Genomic DNA, 25,405 nt, shown 5'->3' on the forward strand with positions numbered 1-25,405 from the left:
ATTCGGCCGTGGTCATTCGCGCATATAACTCATCGATCTAAAACTCCCCTTACCGAGGAGGGTCACTTTCTGAGTACCCGCTGTTTCGACGCGGTATCGATCGACCCTCCCCAACGGAAAAACCGGTAAGGAATTTATGTGCGGATTAGCTGGCGAGTTACGTTTTGATCATCAACCTGCAGACCTTGCAGCCATTGAACGAATCACCCATCACCTGGCCCCTCGCGGCCCCGACGCCTGGGGATTTCATAGCCAGGGACCTGTTGCCCTGGGCCATCGGCGCCTGAAAATCATGGACCTGTCAGACGGCTCGGCGCAGCCGATGATCGACCCGCAACTGGGCTTGTCCCTGGCCTTCAACGGGGCGATCTACAACTTTCCGGAACTGCGCACGGAACTTGAAAACCTGGGTTACGCCTTCTATTCCGGTGGCGACACCGAAGTGTTGCTCAAGGGCTATCACGCCTGGGGCGAAGCGCTGCTGCCGAAACTCAACGGCATGTTTGCCTTTGCCATTTGGGAGCGCGATGCCCAACGCCTGTTCATCGCCCGCGACCGACTCGGCGTAAAACCGCTGTACCTGTCGCGCACCGGCCAGCGCCTGCGCTTCGCCTCGGCCCTGCCGGCATTGCTCAAGGGTGGCGACATCAACCCGCTCCTCGATCCCGTGGCGCTCAATCACTACCTGAATTTCCACGCCGTGGTCCCGGCACCGCGCACCTTGCTGGCGGGCATTGAAAAACTGCCGCCGGCCACCTGGATGCGCATCGAAGCCGATGGCCGCACCGAACAGAAAACCTGGTGGACCCTGCCCTACGGCCCTAACGCCGATGAGACGGACTTGAGCCTCGAAGACTGGCGCGACCGTGTACTCGACAGCACCCGCGAAGCGGTAGCGATTCGACAGCGTGCGGCGGTGGATGTCGGCGTGCTGCTGTCCGGTGGTGTCGATTCCAGCCTGCTGGTGGGCCTGTTGCGGGAAGTCGGCGTGGACAATCTGTCGACCTTCTCCATCGGCTTCCAGGATGCCGGCGGCGAACGCGGCGACGAGTTCCAGTATTCCGACCTGATCGCCAAACACTACGGCACGCAGCACCATCAACTGCGCATCGACGAAAAGGAAATCATCGAACAACTGCCCGCCGCCTTCCGCGCCATGAGTGAGCCGATGGTCAGCCATGACTGCATCGCCTTCTATCTGTTGTCCCGGGAAGTAGCCAAACACTGCAAAGTCGTCCAGAGCGGCCAGGGCGCCGATGAGCTGTTCGCCGGTTACCACTGGTATCCGCAAGTGGACGGCGCGAGTGATCCCTATGCCGCTTACCGCGAAGCGTTTTTCGACCGCAGTTACGACGACTACGCCGCCACCGTGCAACCGAAATGGCTGACCGCGAATGACGCCGCCGGCGACTTCGTCAAAGCCCATTTCGCTCAGCCCGGTGCCGATGCGGCGGTGGACAAGGCCTTGCGTCTGGACAGCACGGTGATGCTGGTGGACGACCCGGTCAAACGGGTCGACAACATGACCATGGCCTGGGGCCTGGAAGCGCGCACGCCGTTTCTCGACTACCGCCTGGTGGAGCTGTCGGCACGGATTCCGGGGCGTTTCAAACTGCCGGACGGCGGTAAGCAAGTCCTGAAGGAAGCGGCGCGACAAGTGATTCCCAGTGAAGTGATCGACCGCAAGAAAGGTTACTTCCCGGTGCCGGGCCTCAAGCATTTGCAGGGCGATACGCTGGAATGGGTGCGCGAGCTGCTGCTCGATCCGAGTCAGGATCGCGGCCTGTTCCACCCGGCGATGCTCGATCGACTGCTGACCGACCCACAGGGTCAATTGACGCCATTGCGCGGCTCGAAGCTGTGGCAACTGGCAGCCCTGAACCTGTGGCTCAGCGAACAAGGAATCTGACCGATGAAATCTCACGCCACGGCTTTCAGCCAACGCCTGTTGCGCGGCCAGTCACCCTCCTACGAACGCTTGCAGGCACGTCTTGCCGAGGATCGCTGTGAACGCGGCGGGGCGCCGATTGCCGTGCATTGCGGCTGGGGGCGCCTGCTGATCGGCCACACCTTTGCCGATGCCGCGAGCCTGGCCGGGGAGTTGCTCAACGAGCAGCCCGGCGAGCGGGACATTGCCCTGTACGTCGCCGCGCCCCAGCAAGTGCTGGGGCTGGAGCCGACGCAGTTGTTCCTCGACCCGTCCGATACCTTGCGCCTGTGGTTCAGCGACTACCGTCAGGCGACCCGGGTGTTTCGCGGTTTTCGCATTAGACGTGCGCAAAGCGATGCCGACTGGCAGGCGATCAATCAGCTGTATCAGGCCCGTGGCATGTTGCCGATCGATGCCACCCTGCTGACGCCGCGCCATCTGGGCGGCCCGGTGTACTGGCTGGCCGAAGACGAGGACAGCGGCGCGGTCATCGGCAGCGTCATGGGCCTCAACCACCACAAGGCCTTCAACGACCCGGAAAACGGCAGCAGCCTGTGGTGCCTGGCGGTCGACCCGCATTGTGCGCGACCAGGTGTCGGTGAAGTGCTGGTGCGGCATTTGATCGAACACTTCATGAGTCGCGGGCTCGCCTGCCTCGACCTGTCGGTGCTGCACGACAACCGCCAGGCGAAAAGCCTTTACGCCAAGCTCGGTTTTCGCAACCTGACGACCTTCGCCATCAAGCGCAAGAACGGCATCAATCAACCGCTGTTTCTCGGGCCCGGCCCGGAAGCCGCGTTCAATCCCTACGCGCGGATCATTGTCGAGGAAGCACACCGTCGTGGCATCGATGTGCACGTCGATGACGCCGACGCCGGGATGTTCACCCTCAGCCATGGCGGGCGCCGGGTACGTTGCCGTGAATCCCTGAGCGACCTGACCAGTGCCGTCAGCATGACCCTGTGCCAGGACAAAAGCCTGACCCACAAAGTGCTCAAGGCCGCCGGGTTGAACTTGCCGGCGCAGCAACTGGCGGGTAACGCCGATGACAACCTGGCGTTCCTCGATGAACACCAACGCGTGGTGGTCAAGCCACTCGATGGTGAACAAGGCCAAGGGGTGGCGGTGGATTTGCGCACCATCGAGGAAGTGCAGCAAGCCATAGAAGCCGCTCGCCACTTCGACAGCCGCGTGTTGCTGGAAAGTTTCCACGAAGGCCTGGACCTGCGCATTGTGGTGATCGGTTTTGAAGTGGTCGCCGCCGCCATTCGCCGGCCGGCCGAAGTGGTGGGCGACGGCCAGCACTCCATCGGTGCATTGATCGAAGCCCAGAGCCGGCGGCGACAAGCGGCCACCGGTGGCGAAAGCAAGATCCCGCAGGACCGGGAAACCCAGCGCACCTTGCGTGCCGCCGGTTACGACTACAGCAGCATTCTGCCGGCCGGTGAGCACCTGTTCGTACGGCGCACGGCGAATCTTCATACCGGCGGCGTGCTTGAAGACGTCACGGCGATCCTGCACCCGACGCTGGTGGATGCGGCGGTACGGGCCGCGCGGACACTGGACATTCCCATGGTCGGCCTCGACCTGATGGTGTCCGCCGCTGACCAGCCGGACTATGTATTTATCGAAGCCAACGAACGGGCCGGGCTGGCCAACCATGAACCGCAGCCGACGGCGGAGCGGTTTGTGGATCTGTTGTTTCCGTACAGTCAGCCGGTGGTCTCTTAGCCATGTGTTGTCTGGACTGGCCCTTTCGCGAGCAGGCTCGCTCCCACATTTGATCGCGTTCCCCCTATAGGAGCGAGCCTGCTCGCGAAGGCGGCCGTACAGGCGATAACCAATCAGGAGTCTCCATGACCAGCAAAATCCCCGAGCCGGACCTCGGCTATCTGCAAAAAGTGCTGCTGGAGATGCTCGCCATTCCCAGCCCCACCGGGTTCACCGACACCATCGTGCGTTACGTCGCCGAACGCCTTGAAGAACTGGGCATTCCCTTCGAGCTGACCCGTCGCGGCACCATCCGCGCCACGCTCAAGGGCAAGAAGAACAGCCCCGACCGCGCCGTTTCCGCCCACCTGGACACCATCGGCGCGGCGGTGCGTGCAGTGAAGGACAACGGCCGCCTGACCCTCGCGCCCGTCGGCTGCTGGTCCAGCCGCTTTGCCGAGGGCAGCCGGGTCAGCCTGTTTACCGACCATGGCGTGATCCGTGGCAGCGTCTTGCCGCTGATGGCTTCCGGGCACGCGTTCAATACCGCCGTGGATGAGATGCCGATCAGTTGGGATCACATCGAGTTGCGCCTGGACGCCTACTGCGCCACCCGTGCCGACTGCGAGTCGCTGGGCATCAGCGTCGGCGATTTCGTCGCCTTCGACCCGCTGCCGGAGTTCACCGAAAGCGGCCACATCAGCGCTCGTCACCTCGACGACAAGGCTGGGGTGGCCGCACTTCTGGCGGCGCTCAAGGCCATCGTCGACAGCGGTGAAGAGCTGATGATCGACTGCCATCCGCTGTTCACCATCACCGAGGAAACCGGCAGCGGCGCGGCGGCGGCACTACCCTGGGACGTCAGCGAATTCGTCGGCATCGACATCGCACCAGTCGCGCCTGGCCAACACTCCAGCGAGCACGCGGTGAGCATCGCCATGCAGGATTCCGGCGGGCCCTATGACTATCACCTGTCGCGCCACCTCCTGCGCCTGGCCAGCGACAACGAGTTGCCGGCACGCCGGGACCTGTTCCGCTACTACTTCAGCGACGCCCATTCAGCGGTGACCGCCGGCCACGACATTCGCACCGCCCTGCTCGCCTTCGGCTGCGACGCCACCCACGGTTACGAACGCACCCACATCGACAGTCTCGCCGCCCTGAGCCGCCTGCTCGGTGCGTACATCCTCAGCCCGCCCGTGTTTGCCAGCGATGCACAACCGGCCAAGGGCTCACTGGACCGTTTCAGCCATCAGCTTGAACATGACACCCAGATGGAAAGCGATACGCGGGTGCCGTCGGTGGACAGTCTGGTGGGGCAGCGGACGGAGAGCTGATCCAGGATCTTCATCGCCAGCCATGCCGCCATCGCGAGCAGGCTCGCACACATTCGACCGCATTCCCATGGAAGAACTCGGTCTACTGTGGGAGCGAGCCTGCTCGCGATAGCGTCAGACCAGACAACACAAATCCCGGGCTGGCCGTCCACGCCCAATCGCCGTAGCATCGCGCCATTGATCCAACCGAGGTGCCTATGCTGATCCCCCACGACCAACTTCAAGTCGACACCCTCACTCGCCTGATCGAGGATTTCGTGACCCGCGACGGCACGGACAATGGTGACGACACCCCCCTGGAAACCCGCGTACTGCGCGTGCGCCAAGCGCTGACCAAGGGCCAGGCACTGATTGTCTTCGACCCGGAAAGCGAGCAATGCCAACTGATGCTCAAGCACGACGTGCCCAAGCACCTGTTTGACTGAAGTCTTCAGCGCCCTTTGGTCTTCGCCAGTTTGTTCTGGATGCGTTCGTAGATTTCGCAGCGGTGCACATTCACTTCCTGAGGCGCTTCGACGCCAAAACGAATGTTGTTTCCGTTGATCGCGAGAACGCGCACGGTAATGTTGTCACCGATGGAAATGTTTTCGCCCACAACGCGAGTGAGTACGAGCATGAGGAATGTCCTTCAGGGATTTCTGGCCCTTGAAGATGCCCTCCCCGCCGTACGCCTACAATGCTCCGACAGCAAACCAGACCGGACTGACAACCCTTGACGCACACCACTTACGGAAAGGTCTGACAGGCCGGCCAAATGTAGGGCCAATCTGTCAGGACGCGGAGAATCGCGGTCCGAACAGAATGATGCTAGCGCCGATCACACACAGCGCCACGCCGAGCCAGTCCGAACCCAGCGGACGAATCCGCTCGACCACGGCCAACCAGCCGATTGAGGCGATGATGTAGATACCACCGTAAGCGGCGTAGGCGCGGCCGGCGTAGGTGGCTTCGATCCGGGTCAGCAGCAGGGCGAACAGGGTCAGGCTCAGAAGCGCCGGCACCACCCACCACATGCTTCTACCCTGGCGCAGCCACATCCAGAAGGCAAAGCAACCGGCAATTTCGAACAGCGCGGCGAGGAAAAACCACAGGTAATTGAGCATGCGAGCGTCTCGCGAGGATGGCCGATGGCGGCCACCCTAACCACAGCGTCGCCCGCGGGCAAGATCAGCTTGCGGATTGCCCGGCCTTGGCGCGCATTTTGTCGGCCATGGCGGTCATTTCGTTGTAGAGCAATTGCGGGTTCTTCTGCTTGATCGCCCAGGCCATGCGCCCCTGTTCGTGGGGCAGGATCATGAACTCGCCTGCCGCGACCTGCCGATAGATGTAGTCGGCGATGTCGGCGGCGCTGATCGGCGAGCTTTCCAGCAACTTGCCGACCTGGGCTTTCATGGCCGGGGTCGGGCCACGGAAGGAGTCCAGCAGGTTGGTCTGGAAGAACGACGGGCACACCACGTGCACACCGACTTCCTGATGCGCCAGCTCGATCAGCAAGCTTTCGGACAACGCCACCACGCCCGCCTTGGCCACGTTGTAGTTGCTCATCGCCGGGCCTTGCATCAGCGCGGCCATGGACGCGATGTTGATGATCTTGCCTTTGCTTTTTTCCAGCAGTGGCAGGAACGCCTTGCAGCCCTTGACCACGCCCATCAGGTTGATCGCGATCTGCCAGTCCCAGTCCTCCAGGGACAACTCACTGAAAAATCCGCCAGACGCGACACCTGCGTTATTGACGATGACATCGATACCGCCGAGTTTGACTTCGCAAGCCTGGGCGAACGCTGTCAACTGGCTGTAATCGCGCACGTCACAGCGCTGGATAAAACCGTCGCCGCCCGCTTCGCGGACCAGCTTGAGGGTTTCCTGCAAGCCGGGCTCGCTGACGTCCGACAAGGCCAGTTGCCAGCCTTCGCGCGCCCAGCGCAGCGCGATTTCGCGACCCAGGCCAGAGCCTGCACCAGTGATCATCATGCGATTTTGCATAGCAGACAGCCTTGTTGTTCTCGGAAGATGCACCGAGTGTAGCGAAGGAAAATGCCCGACCCACGCTCCATCAGATTGCTGAATGGCCCGAGCAAACCGCGGGAGCGCCTGAAGTAACTAAGGCAACAAAAATAGAAATAAGAACTCGCTCGAATTACTTCAAAAAACTTGGAATTTTCCTGCAAGCACAAGAGTCGGATTTTTTAAGCAGCTCGAATTTACTTCATTCACGCTGACCTTGATTGGCAGGGTCAATCCACTGCACTTTCGACAAGGAAATAGACATGGGCACAATACTGATCATCATTCTGATCCTGTTACTGATCGGTGGTTTACCGGTCTTCCCGCACTCCAGAAGTTGGGGTTACGGCCCGTCCGGTATCATCGGCGTCGTATTGGTGGTGTTGTTGATCCTGCTCTTGCTCGGCCGAATATAAATATCCGCCAGGCAAAAAAAGAGGCCCGTGAAGGGCCTCTTTTCCATTGCGTCACAACTTAGTCCGGCTTGCCATCAACAACACCGGCGGTGTTGTCCAGCAGGCTCTTGGTCGCTGTTTGCAGGAACGCTTCGAGCTTGAGTTTCAACTCGGCGGTACGCGGCGCATCTGCAATGACTTCGGCGCGAGGCTTGGCACCCAATTCATACTGATACAACTTCGGCGCCATGTCCTTGTCCTTCGGCAGGACCAGAATCTGGTCTGCGGTGAGGATGGCCGTGGTCTGCTCGCTGCCCGACGGCTTGATCACACCAATACCGGCGTCGCCTTCCGGCAGGTTGAGCAGGTCGCGTCCCCAGCACTGATGACGCACTTCGCCACCGATGCGGCCCATGATGGTCGGTACGATGTCGATCTGAGTGCCCACGGTGTGGTCACGCTGGCCGAACTTTTCCTGGATGCCCGGCGCAATCATCAGCATCGGCACGTTGAAGCGGCCCAGGTCCATTTCGGTGATCTGCTGTTCGTTGCCGAAACCGTGGTCACCGACGACGACAAACAGGGTTTCCTTGAAGTACGGCTCTTTGCGGGCCTTTTCAAAGAACTGGCCCAGTGCCCAATCCGAGTAACGCATGGCGGTCAGGTGTTCGTTCAGGCTGCCACGATCGGTCACGCGCTCGACCGGCAATGGCGTCGGCAAGGCGTAAGGCGTGTGGTTGGACAGGGTTTGCAGCAAGGCATAGAACGGCTTGCCGTTTTCCCGTGCCTTGAGCTCGACCAGGCCACGGTCGAACATGTCCTGGTCGGACACGCCCCAGGTCGGATCAGAGAACACCGGATTCACGAAATCGTTACGGCCGATGAAGTTGGTCATGCCCTGGTTGCTGAAGAAACCCGACTGGTTGTCCCAGGCGAAATCGCCGTTGTAGACATACACGTCGTCGAAGTCACGGGCGCTGAGCAACTGCGGCAGACCGGACAGCTTGTGGCTGCCTTCCGGGGTCTGCATCAGGTATTCGAAACCCGGCAGGTTCGGGAAGCAGGCCATGGTGGCGAACATGCCCTGGTGGGTATGGGTGCCATTGGAGAAGAAGCGGTCGAACAGCAAGCCTTCCTTCGACAGTTTGTCGAGGTACGGCGTGATGTTGCCCGGCCCACCCAGCGCACCCACCGAGTGACCAGCCATGCTTTCCATCAGGATCACGACGACGTTCTTGATCGGCAGGGTCTTGTCGGCTGGCGGGGTGTAATCGCGACGTACCGCCGCAGTGCCGGCATCGACCAGTTTCTCGGCCGGCAGCACCAGCATGTCACGCACCACTTGCTGGGCTTGTGGCTGTGGCAAGGTCGCCTTCCAGATATTGTCGCGATCTTCGGACATGCGGCTCTTGGCTGCGGCTACCAGCGACAGCGTACCGTTGAGGCCCAACTGGTTAGCGAAATTCGAATCGGTGGTATAGACATCACCCCAACGCAGCGGCGGGCCCTGGCGCAGGGTGCCACGGGCAGCGACCACGCAAACCAGCAGGCACACCATGAATACCGCGATACGCGCGTACCACGGCGCAACCTTGCGTGTGCCGATGCTGCCGCCACTGAACGGACCACGAGGGCGGGTCGCTCGGTCGGCGCCCTTGAATGCCATGCTCAGGATCACGGTACCCAGGGCCCACGCCAGCAGGTAACGGACCACCGGAAAACCATACCAGAGCATGCTTGCCACGGTTTTCGGATCTTCCTTGACGTACTGGAAGACCAGGCCGTTCAGGCGCTGGTGGAACTCACGATAGAAGTCCATCTCCATCAGGCCCAGGAACAGCGCAATGCTGGAGACCACCGTCAGCCAGAGACGGAACAGCCCGCGTGCGGCCATGGCCCGGGCGCTGAACAGGGCCAGCAGCAACGGAATACTGAGATAGACCACCAGGCGCAGGTCGAAACGCAGACCATTGGCGAATGCCTCGAGGAAGGTCGAGGCCGGCGTGTCGAGGATCATCGAGCGGTTGTAAGCCAGCAGCGCGACGCGCAGCAGGCTGAACATGACCATCATGACCAGGGCACACAACAGCGTGTAGGCCAGATGTGATTTGACGGTCGGTTGCAGCAGGCGACTAGAAGCTCGCTGCTGACTCAGGGCGTCCGGGATTGCCATGTCGTTTTAGGACCCATTGGAAAGTTGAAGTTTCAAAAATACAGCTGCGCCCTGCCCTCTTTTCGGCCCGTACAAGGCCTTGGGGTTTGCGCGGTGCGCAAATGTTGCACGATCAACGGCAGCATTGCCATTGATAACTACCCTCATCCCGACTCTTTCATCCTGCACTCAGGCATACGCAACGTGTTGCGGGAGAGCCGGCGAATTGTCTTGGAGGCTGGGTGAAAATTTCGTGCAACGCATATCCGGAAACAAATTAAAGCCTGCGCACCGGTCAAAAACGCAAACGCCCCGATCAAGTCGGGGCGTTACGAAGTCATCTCAAAAGAGCGACACAGTTACTTCTCGGCGCGTTCCTTGAGGGCTTTCAAGGTATTGAACGGGGCATCCACCACGAACTTGTTGGCCACCATCGACGGCACGCTGCCACCCGGCTCGGTGTGCACCTGATAGGTCACTTCGATCTGGTCGCCTTTGGGTACGAACTTCCAGAAACCGTCGACCTTGGCGACCCGGACGAAGCCTTTTTCTTCAGGCAGGTATTTCGGCACGCCTTCGAGCTTGCGGGTCAGGCTGCCATCGGCCCCTTCGAGAGTGGTGATGTGCAACACCGAATCACGGGGAGTAACCGGCCAAGGGGTGTTGAACTGAGTGTAGGTCCAGCTCTGGTCACCTTCGTGCTTGAGCAGCTTCTGGGTTTTGCATTCGTGAATCCAGGCGCAGGCTCCAGGCACGTCTTCCTGCAACGCGCGCAGCTTGGCCATGGTGGTCTTCATCAGCGTGACGCCCTGGTAGGCCTTGTAGTCGGAGCCGGCCACTTCACTCAGGGAAATCCTGATGCCGTCTTCGTCCTTTTTGACTTTCCAGTCTTCGGCCTGGGCGGTCGAGGTAGCCAGCGCAACCGTCAAACCACACAGCACAGCCATACGATGCAGCGAACCCATAGTCTTATTCCTTATTGTTGAAGTTCCGTTCGTTGGGCTTGCACCTGCGATCACTTCCAGGTTTTTCGGAGGTGATCGCAAGTGCAAGCCCACACATCACGCCGCCGTCATTTGCTCCCACCAGCCAATCAACCGGATGGCTTCTTCGCTGCTGCTTCCACACACTTCAGGGTCGGCCTCGAAGGCAGAACACACCGCCGGCCGCTCCGGCTGGCCGAAAATACGGCACAGGTTATCGGAGGAAAGTTGCAGGCAACGTTGCCCCGCGGCTTTGCCATTGGGCATACCGGGAATCGGCGAACTGATGGAAGGGGCAATGCAACAAGCGCCACAGCCCTCACGGCATTTCATGACGACAAGCTCCTCGCGACGAGCAATGTGTTAATGGACGGGGCACAGAGTACCCGCTTAAACAGTTGTTTTAAATTACCTGTGAGCGGGTTTTTCAACGCAAACGGGCATGACCGGCCAGTCTCCGACAAAGCGTCTGGCCTGCGGCTCGCGGATCCTGACGGGGGTTACTGCTTGAACTCGAAATCCAGTGCCGCGCCTTCGACCTCGTGGCGCTCTTCATTTCGCAGTTGCAGCTGCATTTCATTGCTGAGCAGGCGGCCGTTGAGCTGGAAGTCGCTGTTGGCGCTTTTGTCACCGAACATCTGGGGTAACAACGGTTCGCGCCTGACCAACGGCACCGTTCCGACCGGCTTGAGCTCTTGAACCATATCCTTGGGCAAGCTCAGATCCAGTTTGGCAGATGGAAGCTCGGTCTTTACCACCTCGCTGGCCGGTTTCGATTTGGAGGCAATGGGCGGACGCTTTTTCACGGGCGCAGCCTGCTTACTGCCCGCCGAGGCTTTTTTCGCAGGCGCGGTTTCTATCGGTGCGACGTGGAAACTGCCGGTTGTCTGATCCTGCTCGGTAGCGGCCACGGCGAATGCCGGCTGAATACTCGCAATCAGGCAGAGCAAAAGCCAGGCGGCAGGAAAAGTCGGTTTCATGGATCCAACGGTGGGTGCAAACGGCAGAGATGCCTATGCTCGCCTGTTGCAGCCCACAAGACAAGCACAGTCGCAGCCCGTTACAAACCGCCAGCCATCTCCTGGCAGAGTTGGGTGGCAAGCATGCCCAGGGTCATCAATGCGCGCTCAGCTTCACGGTTCCACGGGATGCCGCAGTTGAGCCGGATGCAGTGATTGAATTGCTCGGTATTACTGAAGATCAGTCCCGGCGCGATACTGATGCCCTGCTGCAATGCCCGCACGTGCAACTCTTGCGTGTTGACCCGCCCCGGCAAACTGACCCACAGAATGAAGCCGCCGGTAGGCCGGGTCATCTGCGTGCCTTCCGGGAAATACTGCTGCACGGCCAACTGGAAGGCACTGAGGTTTTTCCGGTACTCCTGACGGATGAAGCGCAAATGCCGGTCGTACCCGCCATTTTCAAGGTACGCGGCAATGCCCATCTGGGTCACGCTGCACGCGGAATGCGTGCTGAAGGTCTGCAAGCGCTGGATTTCCTGCTGGTACTTGCCGGCAATCATCCAGCCGATCCGCACGCCAGGCGACAGGGTCTTGGAGAAACTCGAGCAATAGATCACCCGGTCCAGTCGATCATAGGCCTTGAGGGACTTGGTGCGCCCCTGCTCGAACATCAGCTCGCCGTAGATATCGTCTTCGACAATCTGGATATCGAAGTCCGACGCCAGGCGCAGCAATTGTTTCTGCCGCTCCTCCGGCATGGTACCGCCCAATGGATTGCTCAGTCGGGTGGTCAGCACCAACGCCTTGATCGACCATTGGTTGGCCGCCAGCTGCAGGGCTTCCAGGCTCATGCCCGTGGCTGGATCGCTGGGGATCTCGATGACCTTGAGGCCCAACAGATCGGCCAGTTGCAGCAAGCCGTAATAGGTCGGCGACTCGGCCGCGATCAGATCACCCGGACGGGTCAGCACACGCAAGGACATCTGCAGCGCATCGACACAACCGTGGGTGATCACCACTTCCGACGGATCGACCACCACGCCGGCATCGCGCATGCGGATCGCCACCTGTCGGCGCAACGGCTCGAAACCGGGGCTGAACATGTAGCTGAAGGCCCGCGGACTATGGAAACGGGTGACCTTGGCCAATTGCTGATGCAGTGCCCGCACCGGCAAATAGTCGACACTCGGCACCGCAGCGCCCAGCGGGAACACCCCTTCACGACGGGATTCGACCAGGACTTGCTGAATAATGCTGCTGCGGGTGACCAGGCCGGGGCGTTCAACCCGGGCGATGTCCGGCGTCGGCGCGGTGAGTGCCGGCGTCTGGTGCACGTAGTAACCCGACTGCGGCCGGGCGCGGATCAGACCCTGATCCTCGAGATTGGCATACGCCTGCAACACCGTCGCATGGCTGACATTGAGCTGCGAGCTCATCTTGCGCACCGAAGGCACGCGCTCTCCCGGCTGATAGACCCCACGACGGATGTCTTCGGCCAGTTGTTGAGCAATACGTTGATAGAGCAAAAGGTTGGTCATGACGCAGCACTCGATTTCACGGGCATTTTATTCTTGTGTGAAACAATACCGGAACAGTTTAGAAGTGTACGGGAACAGTTGCCACAATAGTCGACCGTACAGTGCAGTGTCAGCAAAATCTGTACTGTTTTGTGCGGTAATCGGCAGGCGTAAAAAAACCCGGCGCTGCATGGCAGGCCGGGCTTTCCAGCGACGCAACCCCTAGCGGGCGGCGCCGAGCTGGCCCTTCTCGTCGGAAAACACAATTTCCACCCGACGATTCTGCGCCCGGCCCCGTTCCGACGCATTCGCGTCCACCGGATACTCGTCGCCATAACCCTCGACCTGGATGCGCTTGTCGTCGATACCCAGGTCGATCAGCACGTCAGCCACCGATTGTGCGCGGTCGCGGGACAGCTTGAGGTTTTCCTGCTTGCCCCCGGTACTGTCCGTATAACCTTCGATCCGCACCACCCGCTTGGGGTTGAGTTGCAGGAACTGCACGATCTTCAACACCACACGGTTGGCCGACGGTTTCAATTCCGCTTCGCCCGTGTCGAACAGCATGTCGCCCAATGTCATCACCAGCCCACGGTCGGTCTGGCTGGTGGTCAATGCCAGGATCTGCTCCTCGAGCCATTTGCCTTGCTGCTGCACGCTGAACAGTTTGGATTCACGCAGTGCCAGTTGCAGACGCTGCCGTTCCAGTTCGAGCTTCGCCGCCTGCTCTTCGTTGAGCACCTGATTGGTGTGTTCCCGGGCAATGGCGCTATAGCGCTGGCTCAGGTAGGCGTAATGCACCACGTCCGAACCGCTGCCCCAATAGCTGGACAGGCGATCGGCACGGGCCAGGGATTCACCGGCGCGAATCACGTCCTTGGGGGCGATTCGCAGTACATTGGAGTCTTCCTTGACCTTCTGAAAGTCGGCACCGGCCTGCTGCAACGCGGACTCGCTATGCTGGCTGGCGCAGCCAAAGAGGCTCGCGCAGCCTGCCAGAATCAAACCGCCGAGGGCTTTGCTCTTGAGGCTCATTGGGCATCTCCCAGTTGCTTGCGCAGGCGGGCGATGCGGGTGTTGAGCACATTCAACTGTTCCTCGCTCTTGGCCGTCAACACCTTGGCTTCAGCCAGGCGCGCATCGAGTTCGGCCTGTTCGGCCCGCATGCGTGCGTTTTTGAAGGATTGATCGGTCATGTTGCCCTTGGCACGGTTGAACTTGTCTTCGGCCAGCTTCATTTCCGGCACATCGTCTGCCGTGGCGCCCACGGCTTTGGCCTGTTCGAGTGCCTGTTCGGTCAGGCGAAACTGTTCATTCGGCGCAGGATCGGTTGCACAACCCGCCAGGGCGGCAAAGGCCACGGCAGCGAAAAGAAGTCGAATACTCACTAAATATCCTTACTGTTTTGGGGTACTGACGGGTTGTTGCGGGGGGCTTGGCTGTGGTTGTGAGCGTTGTGCTTTCCAGCGCTCGATATTGCGCATCAGCACGGTCTCCGTCAGTCCGGACGCGGGCAATTCTGTCATCTTTTTGGCCAACTGTCCGCGCAACCACGGATCGTTGCAGGCCGAGTCATGGGAAATCGCCAGATACAGGCCAGGCTTGTCGACCGGTTGCGCACGCGCGATCAGATCAGCGGCCATGCCCAGTGTCTGCGCAGTCGCCATGCCCGAGTAACGCCCTGCCAGTACATATTCGACCTCGCGCAACAGCAGTTTCTGAAAGGCCTGGGTCAGGTTGGACGTGCGCGTGAGGGTCAGTTGCTGTCCGGCAAAGGCACTGAATTGCGCGGTCAATCGGGCCTTTTCCGACACGGCGCCAGGATGGCCGTGCAGATCTGGTGCTTCTTTGTAGACCAGCGTCGAGTCCTTGCGAGTCCAGACCAGATAGTCGTTTTCCAGCAAGGGTGGATGGATGTAGTCCAGGGTTTCCAGCTCGCTGACGGTCAACGTCGCGTCCACCAGCATGTCCATGCGCCCGCTGCGCACTTCGTCCAGGGCCTGGGCGCGCTTGCCGGCATAAAGCAGTTCGACCTTGAGCCCCAACTCCCCCGCCACTTGCCGCAGCAAATCGGCGCTGGCACCGATCAGGTGTTTGGGATTTTGCGGGTCTTGCCACAGGTACGGCGGCGCGTCCGGGCTGCCGGTGACCACCAGGCGTTCGCATTTGCCTGCGGCGACAGACAGCGTCGGCAATAACGCCAATCCCAGTAAGCTCCACGCAAGTCGCAGATCCATGGCAATTCACTCCACTCAAACCCGGTTATGCCCTCTGTAGGAGCGAGCTTGCTCGCGATGGTCTCAAATGCACCGCGTGTATCCAGGATCCCCGCGTCATCGTTGACGTCCATCGCGAGCAGGCTCGCTCCTACAGGGGAAAAAGGCAAAAAAAAAGCCCGACCAAAAGGCCGGGCTCTTTATAAGTGAAGCAGCCGGATTAGACCAGCTTCTCCAGCTCAGGGATGGCTTCGAACAGGTCCGCCACCAGGCCGTAATCGGCCACCTGGAAGATCGGCGCTTCTTCGTCCTTGTTGATCGCAACGATCACTTTGGAGTCTTTCATGCCGGCCAGGTGCTGGATCGCGCCGGAGATACCGACGGCAATGTACAGCTGTGGAGCAACGATCTTGCCGGTCTGACCGACCTGCATGTCGTTGGGTACGAAACCTGCGTCGACCGCGGCGCGCGATGCTCCGACGGCAGCGCCCAGCTTGTCGGCCAGGGCGTACAGGTGTTTGAAGTTGTCGCCGTTCTGCATGCCACGGCCGCCGGAAACGACGATCTTGGCAGCGGTCAGTTCCGGACGATCGGACTTGGCCAGTTCTTCGCCAACGAAGCTGGAGATGCCAGCGTCGTGGGCAGCAGCAACGGCTTCAACGGCAGCGGAACCACCTTCAGCGACAACCGGGTCGAAACCGGTGGCACGCACGGTGATCACTTTCACTGCAGCGTTCGATTGAACGGTAGCGATGGCGTTACCGGCGTAGATCGGACGCTTGAAGGTGTCAGCGCTTTCGACCGAGATGATCTCGGAGATCTGGTCAACGTCCAGTGCAGCGGCAACGCGCGGCAGGATGTTTTTGCCGTTGGAAGTGGCGGCAGCCAGGATGTGGCTGTAGCCCTTGCCCAGCTCAGCGACCAGCGGAGCGACGTTTTCCGGCAGTTGGTGAGTGTAGGCGGCGTTGTCGGCCACCAGCACTTTAGCCACGCCAGCGATTTTCGCCGCGGCTTCAGCCACAGCGCCAGCGCCCTGACCTGCAACCAGAACGTGGATGTCACCACCGATTTTAACGGCGGCAGCCACGGTATTCAGCGTGGCCGGGGCCAGCACTTTGTTGTCGTGTTCAGCAATAACCAAGATAGTCATTTAGATTACCTTCGCTTCGTTTTTCAGTTTCTCGACCAGTTCAGCCACCGACTTGACCTTGATACCCGCGCTGCGTGCAGCTGGCGCTTCGACTTTCACGGTCTTGTTGGTGGAGGCGGTGGAAACGCCCAAAGCGTCCGGAGTCAGCACTTCGAGAGGCTTCTTCTTGGCTTTCATGATGTTTGGCAGAGACGCGTAGCGCGGCTCGTTCAAACGCAGGTCGGTGGTGACGATCGCCGGCAGTTTCAGGGAAACCGTCTGCGCGCCGCCGTCGATTTCACGGGTTACAGCTACGCTGTCGCCGCTGATTTCGACTTTGGACGCGAACGTGCCCTGACCGTAGCCGCTCAATGCAGCGAGCATCTGGCCAGTCTGGTTGTTGTCGCTATCGATGGCCTGTTTGCCAAGGATCACCAGCTGAGGCTGTTCCTTGTCGACAACAGCCTTCAACAGTTTGGCGACAGCCAGGGAAGTCAGGTCTTCGGCGGACTCGACGAGGATGGCGCGGTCGGCACCCAGAGCCAGCGCGGTGCGCAGTTGCTCTTGAGCGGTGGACGGGCCTACGGAGACGACGACGATTTCAGTCGCAACACCCTTCTCTTTCAGGCGTACGGCTTCTTCCACGGCGATTTCGCAGAACGGGTTCATCGACATCTTGACGTTGGCAAGATCGACGCCGGAATTGTCCGCCTTGACGCGAACCTTGACGTTGTAATCCACAACGCGTTTGACAGCTACAAGAACCTTCATGGATTCCTCGTTACTCTCCGGTGAAAAGAAAGTCGCCTAGGCGAACCTGGCGGTTGATGCTCATCGGGCGCAAGGGCACCTCCAAAAACGCCGGCCAAGGTGTCAAGTGACCATCGCTCATGATCTGGATGACCGTTCGTCAGTGGTGACTGACGAGTCATTCAACATCGCGGCGTGTAAACTGCACATCAAACCCGCGCAGCGCATCACTCTCTACTGCCATCGCCCTGTCTTTAGAGGTGCTCTTGAAACCAACAGTCAGCCTACGGCGAGCGCAAAACCGCCCGTATCTTGACCGGAACGCCTATTCCGGTCAATACGCCAAAATGGCCGTTCATAAGGCGCGTGACTTTGATTTCTCTGGCTTTGAGCCAATTCAAACAAACGTTTGTATTGGACGCTGAGAGTGGTGTAGATATAATGCGCCACCCAAAGGGAAAGGTGGCCAATCGATTGTCCTCTTCCGGCGTTGCGCCGGGATTCATGGATGCGACACCAAACCTCAAAATTAGAAAAAAAACTGTTGAGCCTTGAGTAGGAGATAGCCTGTGGAACGCGAATACATGGAATTCGACGTGGTCATCGTCGGTGCCGGCCCCGCTGGCCTGTCTGCCGCCTGCCGTCTGAAGCAGAAGGCCGCCGAAGCCGGTAAGGAAATCAGCGTCTGCGTGGTCGAAAAAGGCTCCGAAGTCGGTGCTCACATCCTGTCCGGTGCCGTGTTCGAACCACGGGCCCTGAACGAACTGTTCCCGAACTGGAAAGAACTCGGCGCGCCGCTGAACACGCCCGTCACCCGCGACGACATCTTCGTGCTGAAGAACGCTGAAAGCGCGCAGAAAGTTCCAGACTTCTTTGTGCCCAAGACCATGCACAACGAAGGCAACTACATCATTTCCCTGGGCAACCTGTGCCGCTGGCTGGCCCAGCAGGCCGAGAACCTGGGCGTGGAAATCTACCCGGGCTTCGCCGCACAGGAAGCGCTGATCGACGAGAACGGCGTGGTACGCGGGATCATCACCGGCGACCTGGGTGTCGACCGGGAAGGCAATCCGAAGGAAGGCCTGTACACCCCGGGCATGGAACTGCGTGGCAAGTACACGCTGTTCGCCGAAGGTTGCCGCGGCCACATCGGCAAGCAGTTGATCAAGCGCTTCAACCTGGACACTGACGCTGATGCCCAGCACTACGGCATCGGCCTGAAAGAAATCTGGGAAGTCGACCCGGCCAAGCACCAGCCAGGCCTGGTGGTGCACACCGCCGGTTGGCCGATGGACATCATGGGCACCGAAAACACCGGTGGCTCGTTCCTCTATCACCTGGAAAACAACCAGGTGGTGGTTGGCCTGATCGTCGACCTGTCCTACAGCAACACCTACCTGTCGCCGTTCGACGAGTTCCAGCGCCTCAAGCATCACCCGGTGCTTGCTCAGTACCTGGAAGGCGGCAAGCGCATCAGCTACGGTGCCCGCGCGATCAGCAAGGGCGGCCTGAACTCGCTGCCGAAAATGGTCTTCAAGGGCGGCGCGCTGATCGGTTGCGACCTCGGCACCCTGAACTTCGCCAAGATCAAAGGCAGCCACACCGCGATGAAGTCCGGCATGCTCGCCGCTGAATCCGTGGCCGAGGCGCTGTTCGCCGAGAAGGACGGCACCGAAGAGCTGACCACTTACGTCGACGCGTTCAAGAAGAGCTGGCTCTACGAAGAACTGTTCGCCAGCCGCAACTTCGGCCCGGCGATCCACAAGTTCGGCGCCATCGTCGGTGGTGGTTTCAACTGGCTCGACCAGAACATCTTCGGCGGCAAACTGCCGTTCACCCTGCACGACACCAAGCCGGATTACGCTTGCCTCAAGCTCGCGGCCGACTGCAAGAAGATCGAATACCCGAAACCGGACGGCAAGCTCAGCTTCGACAAATTGAGCTCGGTGTTCATCTCCGGTACCAACCATGAAGAAGAACAGCCGTGCCACCTGAAGCTGACCGACCCAAGCATCCCGATCAGCAAGAACCTGCCGCTGTACGATGAGCCGGCACAGCGTTACTGCCCGGCCGGCGTGTACGAAGTGATCACCAAGGAAGACGGCGAGAAGCGCTTCCAGATCAACGCCCAGAACTGCGTTCACTGCAAGACCTGCGACATCAAGGATCCTGCACAGAACATCACCTGGGTGACACCGGAAGGCGCTGGCGGCCCGACTTACCCGAACATGTAAGCCGAACCGCGAACATCAAGGCTCCCGAAAAGGGGGCCTTTTTGTTGCGTGCGATTCAAGCCACAACACCGCCCACTGTAGGAGCGAGCCTGCTCGCGATGGCGGCGTATCAGTCAACAAATGTATTGAATGTAAAACCGCAATCGCGAGCAGGCTCGCTCCTACAGTGTTTTGTATTTAAACCTTGAGGCCAAGTTCGGCCGACAACCGAATAGTGACGCCTTTGATCAGGGGAATCAGCTCGGCCATTTTTTCCAGCGGCATGTAAGGCACCGTACTGGCGATGCTGATGCCGGCGACGATGCGCTTGCTGGCATCGCGGATCGGCGCCGCTACGCAGCGGATCGACGGTTCGTTGTCTTCCAGGTCGAAGGCATAACCGCCGGCCACGTACTCGACCATGCGCTGCTCGAACTGCTCCCAGGACTGCTCCGGGTGCTGCGGCCAGAACTGGTTTTTCCCACCCACCGGCAGGCTGACTTCGTACAGGCGCTGCCACTCTTGCGGTGAATCATCGAGCATCAGCGCCTTGCCGATCCCGGTGCGCGCCAACGGCATGCGATGGCCGACCCGCGAACGCATTTCCGGGCCATTGCGCCCCGGATTCTTGTGCAGGTACAGCACTTCGTCGCCTTCACGAATCGCCAGGTGAATGGTGTCGCCGGTCAATGCCGACAACTCATCCAGATACGGCCCGGCCAGGGTCACCAACGGCAGCTCTTCACGGGCCTGAAAGCCCAACTCGATCAGTTTCGGCCCCAGCAGATAACCGACTTGCGGCACCACCCGCAGATAACGCTCGTCCACCAGGCAACTGGCCAGACGATGGGTGGTGCTGCGCGTGGTGCCGATCAGCCGGGCGATTTCCTTGAGATCGCGGGCGCCGCTGGCCACGGCATGAACCACACCCAGACCGCGAAGCAGAGTCTGGGTGCCGGTCGGTGCGGCGTCCTTGGCGATTTTTGGGGCGTCTTCCTGCATATCCAGCCTTTACCGTTGAGCGAGTGAACGGGCGGCATTATGGTCACCCGCGTGCCACGACTACAACTTGATACGCTCGACCTTGCCCACCAGCAGGATGTAGGACAGTGCACCAATCAATGCCAGCACCGAGATGTAGGTGATCGCCGGGGCAAAAGAATCTCCCGTCGCGAGGAAACCGATCACGATTGGTGTGGCGATCGCCGACAGGTTACCGATGAAGTTGAACACCCCGCCGGTCAGCCCGAGCAGGCGCGCCGGGGCGAGCGTCGATACCAGCGACCAGGTGATCGAAGCCAGGCCATTGCCGAAGAATGCCAGCGCAAGGAAGGCAATCACCAACGGCGTCGACTCGACAAAGTTGGCGCCGATGATCGAGGTGGAAATCAGCAAACCGCTGATGATCGGCAACTTGCGGGCGAAACCCACCGTGCAGCCGCGACGGATCAAAAAGTCCGAGAAGAAACCGGAACACAGCACACCGATGAACGCGGCGAGAAACGGCAGCGACGCCAACAGACCGGACTTGATGAAGTCCATGCCGCGGTATTTCACCAGGTAGGTCGGGAACCAGGTCAGGAAAAACCAAAGCGTCGAATTGAGGCAGAACTGCCCGAGGTAGATGCCCCAGAGTTTGCGCTTGGTCAGGACAATGCCCAGGTCAGTCCAGCTGAATTTGGCTTTGACTTTGGCCTGTTCGGCCTGGATATCCACCAACCCGCCGCCCTCGCGGATCAAATCGATTTCCGCGTCATTGGCGCCTTTGAAATCCCGCGGCTCGCGATACACCGCGTACCAGATCACCGCCCACACAATGCCCACCGCGCCGGTGGCGACGAACACCATGTGCCAGCCGAATTCGTGCTGAAGCCACGCCAGTACCGGTGTCAGGAAGGCCAGGCCGACGAATTGCCCGGAGGTGTAAAAACCAATCGCCGTAGCGCGCTCGCGCTCGGGAAACCAGGTGGTGACCACGCGGCTGTTGATCGGATACGCCGGCGCTTCCAGCGCACCGACAGCCATACGCAACACGAACAGCGCGATGAAGCTGGCGGCGAAGCCGAGCATCACCGTGGCCACCGACCACAGCAGCAAGGCGACGCTGTACAGAATCCGTGGCGGCACGCGATCCACCAGCCAGCCACCGGGGATTTGCATGGCAGCGTAGGTCCAGCCGAACGCGGAGAAAATCAGACCGACGTGGATCGGGTCGATGCCCAAGTCACTGGTCAATGCCGGGGCGGCAATCGACAGGTTACTGCGGTCCAGGTAGTTGATCACCACGGTGATGAACAACAGCACCATGATGAAAAAACGCTTACGGCTGGGCGTCACCAACGACGCCTGCCCGGTGAGGGTTTGCGGTTGCATGAGGGGTGCCTCTTCTTATGGTTATTGAGGTCGATGTGAAATGCAGATCTCCGGAGTCATGGAGATCAACTGTGGGAGCCAGCCTGCTGGCGATAGCGGAGTGTCAGCCACCATAAATGCTGGATGTGCCGACCAAATCGCCAGCAGGCTGGCTCCCACAGGGGTTTGTGGTGAGTCAGGAAGCACTCACCACTCGGCAAAACTGCCATCGGCATGGCGCCAGATCGGGTTGCGCCAGCGGTGGCCGATGGCGGCGCGTTCGATCACGTATTCCTCGTTGATCTCGATGCCCAGGCCCGGGCCGTTGGGGATTTTCACGAAGCCTTTGTCGTAGTCGAACACCCGCGGATCTTTCACATAATCGAGCAGGTCGTTGCTCTCGTTGTAATGGATGCCCAGGCTCTGTTCCTGGATGAACGCGTTGTAGCAGGCCGCGTCCAGTTGCAGGCATGCCGCCAGGGCAATCGGACCCAGCGGACAATGCAGCGCCAGCGCCACGTCGTAGGCTTCGGCCATGTTGGCGATCTTGCGGGTTTCGGTGATGCCGCCGGCGTGGGAGGCATCCGGCTGGATGATGTCGACGTAGCCCTCGCTGAGCACACGCTTGAAATCCCAGCGCGAGAACAGGCGCTCACCCAGGGCAATCGGCGTGCTGGTCAACGGCGCAAGTTCCTTCAGCGCTTCGTAGTTTTCGCTGAGCACCGGCTCTTCGATGAACATCAGCTTGTACGGATCGAGCTCCTTCATCAGTACCTTGGCCATGGGCTTGTGCACCCGGCCGTGGAAGTCCACGCCGATGCCGACGTTCGGGCCGACGGCATCGCGCACGGCAGCGACATTGGCCAGGGCCTGGTCGACCTTGTCGAAAGTGTCGAGAAATTGCAGCTCTTCGGTGCCGTTCATTTTCACTGCGGTGAAACCACGCTCGACCGCTTCTTTGGCCGCACGCGCGGTGTCCGCCGGACGGTCGCCGCCGATCCACGAATACACACGGATCTTGTCCCGCACCTGACCACCCAACAGATCGCTGACCGATACGCCCAGCGCCTTGCCCTTGATGTCCCACAAGGCCTGGTCGATACCGGCCAGGGCGCTCATGTGGATTGCGCCGCCACGGTAGAAGCCACCTCGGTACAGCACGGTCCAGATGTCTTCGATGTTGCGTGGGTCTTTGCCGATCAGGTAATCGGACAACTCTTCAACGGCCGCGGCAACGGTGTGGGCGCGACCTTCAACCACAGGCTCGCCCCAACCGGTCACGCCCTCGTCGGTTTCGACCTTGAGGAAGCACCAGCGCGGCGGAACGATGAAGGTGGTCAGTTTGGTAATTTTCATCTTTTGGCTCTCTTATTAGATGCAGCGCGCTCGGCGCTCAAAGAAGTCTTATCGAAGGGCTTTCCAGGCAGCGACGTAGGCCTTGGCATTGGCTGCCACTTGCGCAGGCGTCATGCCCGGTTTGAACAGACCGGAACCGAGGCCGAAACCTTTGACGCCGGCGTCGATGAACACTTGCATGTTGTCCGGCGTGATGCCGCCGACCGGCGCCAGAATCGTTCCCGCCGGCAGCACGGCGAGCCAGGCTTTGACGACCGCCGGGCCCATCTGCTCGGCCGGGAACAGCTTCAGCACATCGGCGCCTTCAGCCAGTGCCGCGAAGGCTTCGGTCGGCGTGGCGACACCCGGCGACAGGTACAGCCCCGCCGCTTTCGCCGCGCGCAAGACCTTCGGATCGCCATGGGGCATGACGATCACCTGGCCGCCCGCGGCTTTCACTTGCTCAACCTGCTTCGGCGTCAACACTGTGCCGGCACCGATCAGGCAATCGGCGGGCAAGGTACTGCGCAGGATGCGGATACTTTCGTACGGCTCAGGGGAATTGAGCGGCACTTCGATGACGCGAAATCCGGCGGCGTACAGGACTTCGCCGATGGCCGCCGCTTCCTGTGGGCGCAGGCCGCGCAGGATCGCGATCAGTCCGTTTTGCGCCAGGGCTTGTTTGAGCATGTCAGGACTCCAGTCAGGTTTAACGGGATGCGGTGCGCGTGACCAGGCCGGCAGCCAGCGCCAGTTGCCACAACCCGCTTTCGGTGGCCTGTTCGGCCAGGGTCACCCGGGCAAAACCGCAGGCGTCGAGCGCACGGCAGTAGCGGGCACAGAGTTGGGTGTTGCCGATGAGGATGATCGAAGGCAGATGCACGCTGTTGCGTCGGCGCCGCTGCACGCTGGCCAGCGCCACCAGCTCGTGGCCGATCAGCAGGCCGGACAGATAGTCCGCCTGGGCGGTGGCGCTCAACTCGCCGGTCAGCCCGAGACTGCGGGCGCTGAACAGGGTCGAAAGCGGACCGATTTCAGCGTCCGCCGACAACGCGACCTTCACGCCGCGATCAAACGCATCGCCATCGAAAGACGCGCCACGTTGCTGGGTGCGTCCGAGAATGCTGTGTTGACTGAGCACAGCGAAGACTTCGCCGGTCATGAAAGTGTCGAAATGCATGATGCAGCCGTCGGCCACTTCCACCCATTTCGAATGGCTGCCCGGCAGGCCGATCAGCAGATCAGCGCCCGCCTCGCTCGCCAGGTTTTGCAGCACGCCGAGCACCTGGGTTTCTTCGCCGCGCATCACGTTCGGCAAAGGCGAGCGCTCGATGACGCCGGGCACGATGTGCACATCGACGCCGCGCAGGCTGCGCACGGTTTGCAAGGAAGTACCGAGCGTGGCGACGTTCGCCGGCGTGTCGCGGTAGGCCGCTTCGCTCCAGCCCTGGGCGCTGCCGACCATGCCGCAGGCAATCACCGGCAAATTCGGCTGGGCATTGAGCCAGTCGCCGCAAGCCTCATCGAAGGCCAGTTCGAAACCATCGGTGCATTCCCGGCCGCCAATGATTCGCGGCGCTTTCGGCAGCTGCATGATCCCCGACGACAGCGAACGCTGTTCGAGCACTTGCCCGCCTTCAGCCAGTTTGTAAGCACGTAATGAGGTTGTCCCCCAGTCGAGCGCGATCAATTGCGCCTGCATCGCTTCACCTGTTTTGGTTTTTGGCAGTGAGTGATCGCGACTATAAACCCTGGCGCTGTAAAATCTCAATATATAAATATCAATCCCATATTGTGAGACGAGACAAAAAAAGATCGCAGTCCGAAGACTGCGATCTTTTAAAGGCGATCAGTTACCCGCTGCGAAATCCCGCAACACCGCTCCATCCATCCGATACCGAACCCACTCTTCCTGCGGCTGCGCCCCGAGGGATTTGTAGAAGTCGATGGCCGGCGTATTCCACTCCAGCACGCTCCACTCGAACCGCCCGCAATCATTGGCGCAGGCGATTTTCGCCAGGTGCCGCAGCAGGGTCTTGCCCGCACCGCCGCCGCGCTGTTGCGGGGTGATGTAGAGGTCTTCGAGGTACAGGCAGTTGCTGCCAAGCCAGGTGGAATAGCTGAAGAAGAACACCGCGAAACCGATGGGCGCACCGTCGCGCAGGCAGATCAGGCCATGGGCGGTGGCACCTTCGCTGAACAGGCTGCGCTCGATATCGGCAACACTGGCGATGACTTCATGGCGGGCACGTTCGTAGTCGGCCAGTTCAGTGATGAACGCGAGGATTTGCGGTGCGTCACTGGGGGTCGCCGGGCGGATTTCGATCGTCATGGACGTGCCTTGTCAAAAGTTGAAAACACCATACTAAGTCGGCGCGTAGCCTGTGGCGAGGGAGCTTTACTCCGGCCAACACTAACCC

At 60.4% G+C, this 25,405-nt stretch carries 25 protein-coding genes; 6 read left to right on the forward strand and 19 right to left on the reverse strand.

From position 1 onward, the window contains the following. Window positions 1-136 precede the first annotated feature (136 nt). The 4 genes from BSF44_RS13925 to BSF44_RS13940 all read left to right on the forward strand — a co-directional run bounded on the left by BSF44_RS13925 (window position 137) and on the right by BSF44_RS13940 (window position 5,402). Window positions 137-1,909, forward strand: coding sequence for an N-acetylglutaminylglutamine amidotransferase (locus tag BSF44_RS13925; RefSeq protein ID WP_095943980.1), 1,773 nt, complete (start codon window positions 137-139; stop codon window positions 1,907-1,909). Window positions 1,910-1,912: 3 nt separating this feature from the next. Next, window positions 1,913-3,661 (forward strand): N-acetylglutaminylglutamine synthetase, encoded by a 1,749-nt coding sequence (gene ngg / locus BSF44_RS13930; RefSeq protein ID WP_095943981.1) that lies wholly within the window; start codon window positions 1,913-1,915, stop codon window positions 3,659-3,661. 125 nt (window positions 3,662-3,786) lie between these two features. After that, window positions 3,787-4,977: an osmoprotectant NAGGN system M42 family peptidase gene (locus tag BSF44_RS13935; protein WP_095943982.1), complete on the forward strand. Its 1,191-nt coding sequence runs from the start codon at window positions 3,787-3,789 to the stop codon at window positions 4,975-4,977. 197 nt (window positions 4,978-5,174) lie between these two features. Continuing rightward, window positions 5,175-5,402, forward strand: coding sequence for a YheU family protein (locus BSF44_RS13940; RefSeq protein ID WP_056727184.1), 228 nt, complete (start codon window positions 5,175-5,177; stop codon window positions 5,400-5,402). Window positions 5,403-5,407: 5 nt separating this feature from the next. Here BSF44_RS13940 and csrA read toward each other — a convergent pair whose 3' ends face one another. The 3 genes from csrA to BSF44_RS13955 all read right to left on the reverse strand — a co-directional run bounded on the left by csrA (window position 5,408) and on the right by BSF44_RS13955 (window position 6,960). Beyond that, a complete protein-coding gene (csrA, locus tag BSF44_RS13945) occupies window positions 5,408-5,593 on the reverse strand; it encodes a carbon storage regulator CsrA (protein WP_095943983.1) in 186 nt (61 codons plus the stop codon). Between the two features lie 154 nt (window positions 5,594-5,747). Then, window positions 5,748-6,080, reverse strand: coding sequence for a YnfA family protein (locus BSF44_RS13950; protein ID WP_095943984.1), 333 nt, complete (start codon window positions 6,078-6,080; stop codon window positions 5,748-5,750). A 64-nt stretch (window positions 6,081-6,144) separates the two neighbouring features. Beyond that, window positions 6,145-6,960: an SDR family oxidoreductase gene (locus tag BSF44_RS13955; RefSeq protein WP_095943985.1), complete on the reverse strand. Its 816-nt coding sequence runs from the start codon at window positions 6,958-6,960 to the stop codon at window positions 6,145-6,147. 278 nt (window positions 6,961-7,238) lie between these two features. Here BSF44_RS13955 and BSF44_RS13960 point away from each other — a divergent pair, with 278 nt between their 5' ends. Next, window positions 7,239-7,397, forward strand: coding sequence for a DUF3309 family protein (locus tag BSF44_RS13960; RefSeq protein ID WP_172435350.1), 159 nt, complete (start codon window positions 7,239-7,241; stop codon window positions 7,395-7,397). A 58-nt stretch (window positions 7,398-7,455) separates the two neighbouring features. Here the strand turns inward: BSF44_RS13960 and BSF44_RS13965 are convergent, their stop codons facing one another. The 10 genes from BSF44_RS13965 to BSF44_RS14010 all read right to left on the reverse strand — a co-directional run bounded on the left by BSF44_RS13965 (window position 7,456) and on the right by BSF44_RS14010 (window position 17,106). Beyond that, window positions 7,456-9,549: an LTA synthase family protein gene (locus BSF44_RS13965; protein ID WP_095943986.1), complete on the reverse strand. Its 2,094-nt coding sequence runs from the start codon at window positions 9,547-9,549 to the stop codon at window positions 7,456-7,458. A 338-nt stretch (window positions 9,550-9,887) separates the two neighbouring features. Beyond that, window positions 9,888-10,493 carry an START domain-containing protein gene (locus tag BSF44_RS13970; protein WP_095943987.1) on the reverse strand — a complete coding sequence of 202 codons (606 nt, stop codon included), beginning with the start codon at window positions 10,491-10,493 and terminating at the stop codon, window positions 9,888-9,890. 96 nt (window positions 10,494-10,589) lie between these two features. Beyond that, complete coding sequence (locus BSF44_RS13975) at window positions 10,590-10,844, reverse strand: YkgJ family cysteine cluster protein (protein WP_095943988.1); 255 nt, start codon at window positions 10,842-10,844, stop codon at window positions 10,590-10,592. A 167-nt stretch (window positions 10,845-11,011) separates the two neighbouring features. Next, window positions 11,012-11,491 carry a translation initiation factor 2 gene (locus BSF44_RS13980; protein ID WP_095943989.1) on the reverse strand — a complete coding sequence of 160 codons (480 nt, stop codon included), beginning with the start codon at window positions 11,489-11,491 and terminating at the stop codon, window positions 11,012-11,014. Between the two features lie 80 nt (window positions 11,492-11,571). Next, window positions 11,572-13,011 carry a PLP-dependent aminotransferase family protein gene (locus tag BSF44_RS13985; RefSeq protein WP_008050371.1) on the reverse strand — a complete coding sequence of 480 codons (1,440 nt, stop codon included), beginning with the start codon at window positions 13,009-13,011 and terminating at the stop codon, window positions 11,572-11,574. A 201-nt stretch (window positions 13,012-13,212) separates the two neighbouring features. Continuing rightward, entirely contained in the window at window positions 13,213-14,025 is an 813-nt protein-coding gene (locus tag BSF44_RS13990) for an OmpA family protein (RefSeq protein WP_095943990.1), read from the reverse strand. After that, window positions 14,022-14,378: a DUF4398 domain-containing protein gene (locus BSF44_RS13995; RefSeq protein ID WP_095943991.1), complete on the reverse strand. Its 357-nt coding sequence runs from the start codon at window positions 14,376-14,378 to the stop codon at window positions 14,022-14,024. The genes BSF44_RS13990 and BSF44_RS13995 overlap by 4 nt, the downstream gene beginning before the upstream one ends. Before the next feature lie 9 nt (window positions 14,379-14,387). Further along, window positions 14,388-15,227: an ABC transporter substrate-binding protein gene (locus BSF44_RS14000; protein WP_095943992.1), complete on the reverse strand. Its 840-nt coding sequence runs from the start codon at window positions 15,225-15,227 to the stop codon at window positions 14,388-14,390. A 199-nt stretch (window positions 15,228-15,426) separates the two neighbouring features. Beyond that, window positions 15,427-16,356: an electron transfer flavoprotein subunit alpha/FixB family protein gene (locus BSF44_RS14005; protein WP_095943993.1), complete on the reverse strand. Its 930-nt coding sequence runs from the start codon at window positions 16,354-16,356 to the stop codon at window positions 15,427-15,429. Next, the gene (locus BSF44_RS14010; RefSeq protein ID WP_007987229.1) at window positions 16,357-17,106 is read right to left on the reverse strand and encodes an electron transfer flavoprotein subunit beta/FixA family protein; all 750 of its coding nucleotides are present in this window, start codon (window positions 17,104-17,106) and stop codon (window positions 16,357-16,359) included. It abuts the gene before it with no gap. A gap of 548 nt (window positions 17,107-17,654) precedes the next feature. On the opposite strand from BSF44_RS14010, the gene BSF44_RS14015 reads away from it, so the two are divergent. Continuing rightward, window positions 17,655-19,319: an electron transfer flavoprotein-ubiquinone oxidoreductase gene (locus BSF44_RS14015; RefSeq protein WP_095943994.1), complete on the forward strand. Its 1,665-nt coding sequence runs from the start codon at window positions 17,655-17,657 to the stop codon at window positions 19,317-19,319. Window positions 19,320-19,496: 177 nt separating this feature from the next. On the opposite strand, the gene BSF44_RS14020 is transcribed toward BSF44_RS14015, so the two are convergent. The 6 genes from BSF44_RS14020 to BSF44_RS14045 form a co-directional block, all read right to left on the reverse strand. Beyond that, complete coding sequence (locus tag BSF44_RS14020) at window positions 19,497-20,300, reverse strand: IclR family transcriptional regulator (RefSeq protein WP_095943995.1); 804 nt, start codon at window positions 20,298-20,300, stop codon at window positions 19,497-19,499. Window positions 20,301-20,360: 60 nt separating this feature from the next. Continuing rightward, on the reverse strand, window positions 20,361-21,671 hold the full coding sequence (locus BSF44_RS14025; protein WP_095943996.1) for an MFS transporter: 1,311 nt from the start codon (window positions 21,669-21,671) through the stop codon (window positions 20,361-20,363). A gap of 186 nt (window positions 21,672-21,857) precedes the next feature. Then, window positions 21,858-23,006, reverse strand: coding sequence for a galactonate dehydratase (gene dgoD, locus BSF44_RS14030; protein ID WP_008047041.1), 1,149 nt, complete (start codon window positions 23,004-23,006; stop codon window positions 21,858-21,860). 48 nt (window positions 23,007-23,054) lie between these two features. After that, complete coding sequence (locus tag BSF44_RS14035; RefSeq protein WP_095943997.1) at window positions 23,055-23,675, reverse strand: 2-dehydro-3-deoxy-6-phosphogalactonate aldolase; 621 nt, start codon at window positions 23,673-23,675, stop codon at window positions 23,055-23,057. 19 nt (window positions 23,676-23,694) lie between these two features. After that, window positions 23,695-24,687, reverse strand: coding sequence for a 2-dehydro-3-deoxygalactonokinase (locus tag BSF44_RS14040; protein ID WP_095943998.1), 993 nt, complete (start codon window positions 24,685-24,687; stop codon window positions 23,695-23,697). A 147-nt stretch (window positions 24,688-24,834) separates the two neighbouring features. Beyond that, the gene (locus BSF44_RS14045; RefSeq protein ID WP_095943999.1) at window positions 24,835-25,317 is read right to left on the reverse strand and encodes a GNAT family N-acetyltransferase; all 483 of its coding nucleotides are present in this window, start codon (window positions 25,315-25,317) and stop codon (window positions 24,835-24,837) included. Between the last annotated feature and the right edge of the window lie 88 nt (window positions 25,318-25,405).

The sequence above is a fragment of the Pseudomonas sp. ACN8 genome (assembly GCF_002303925.1).
Taxonomy (GTDB): domain Bacteria; phylum Pseudomonadota; class Gammaproteobacteria; order Pseudomonadales; family Pseudomonadaceae; genus Aquipseudomonas.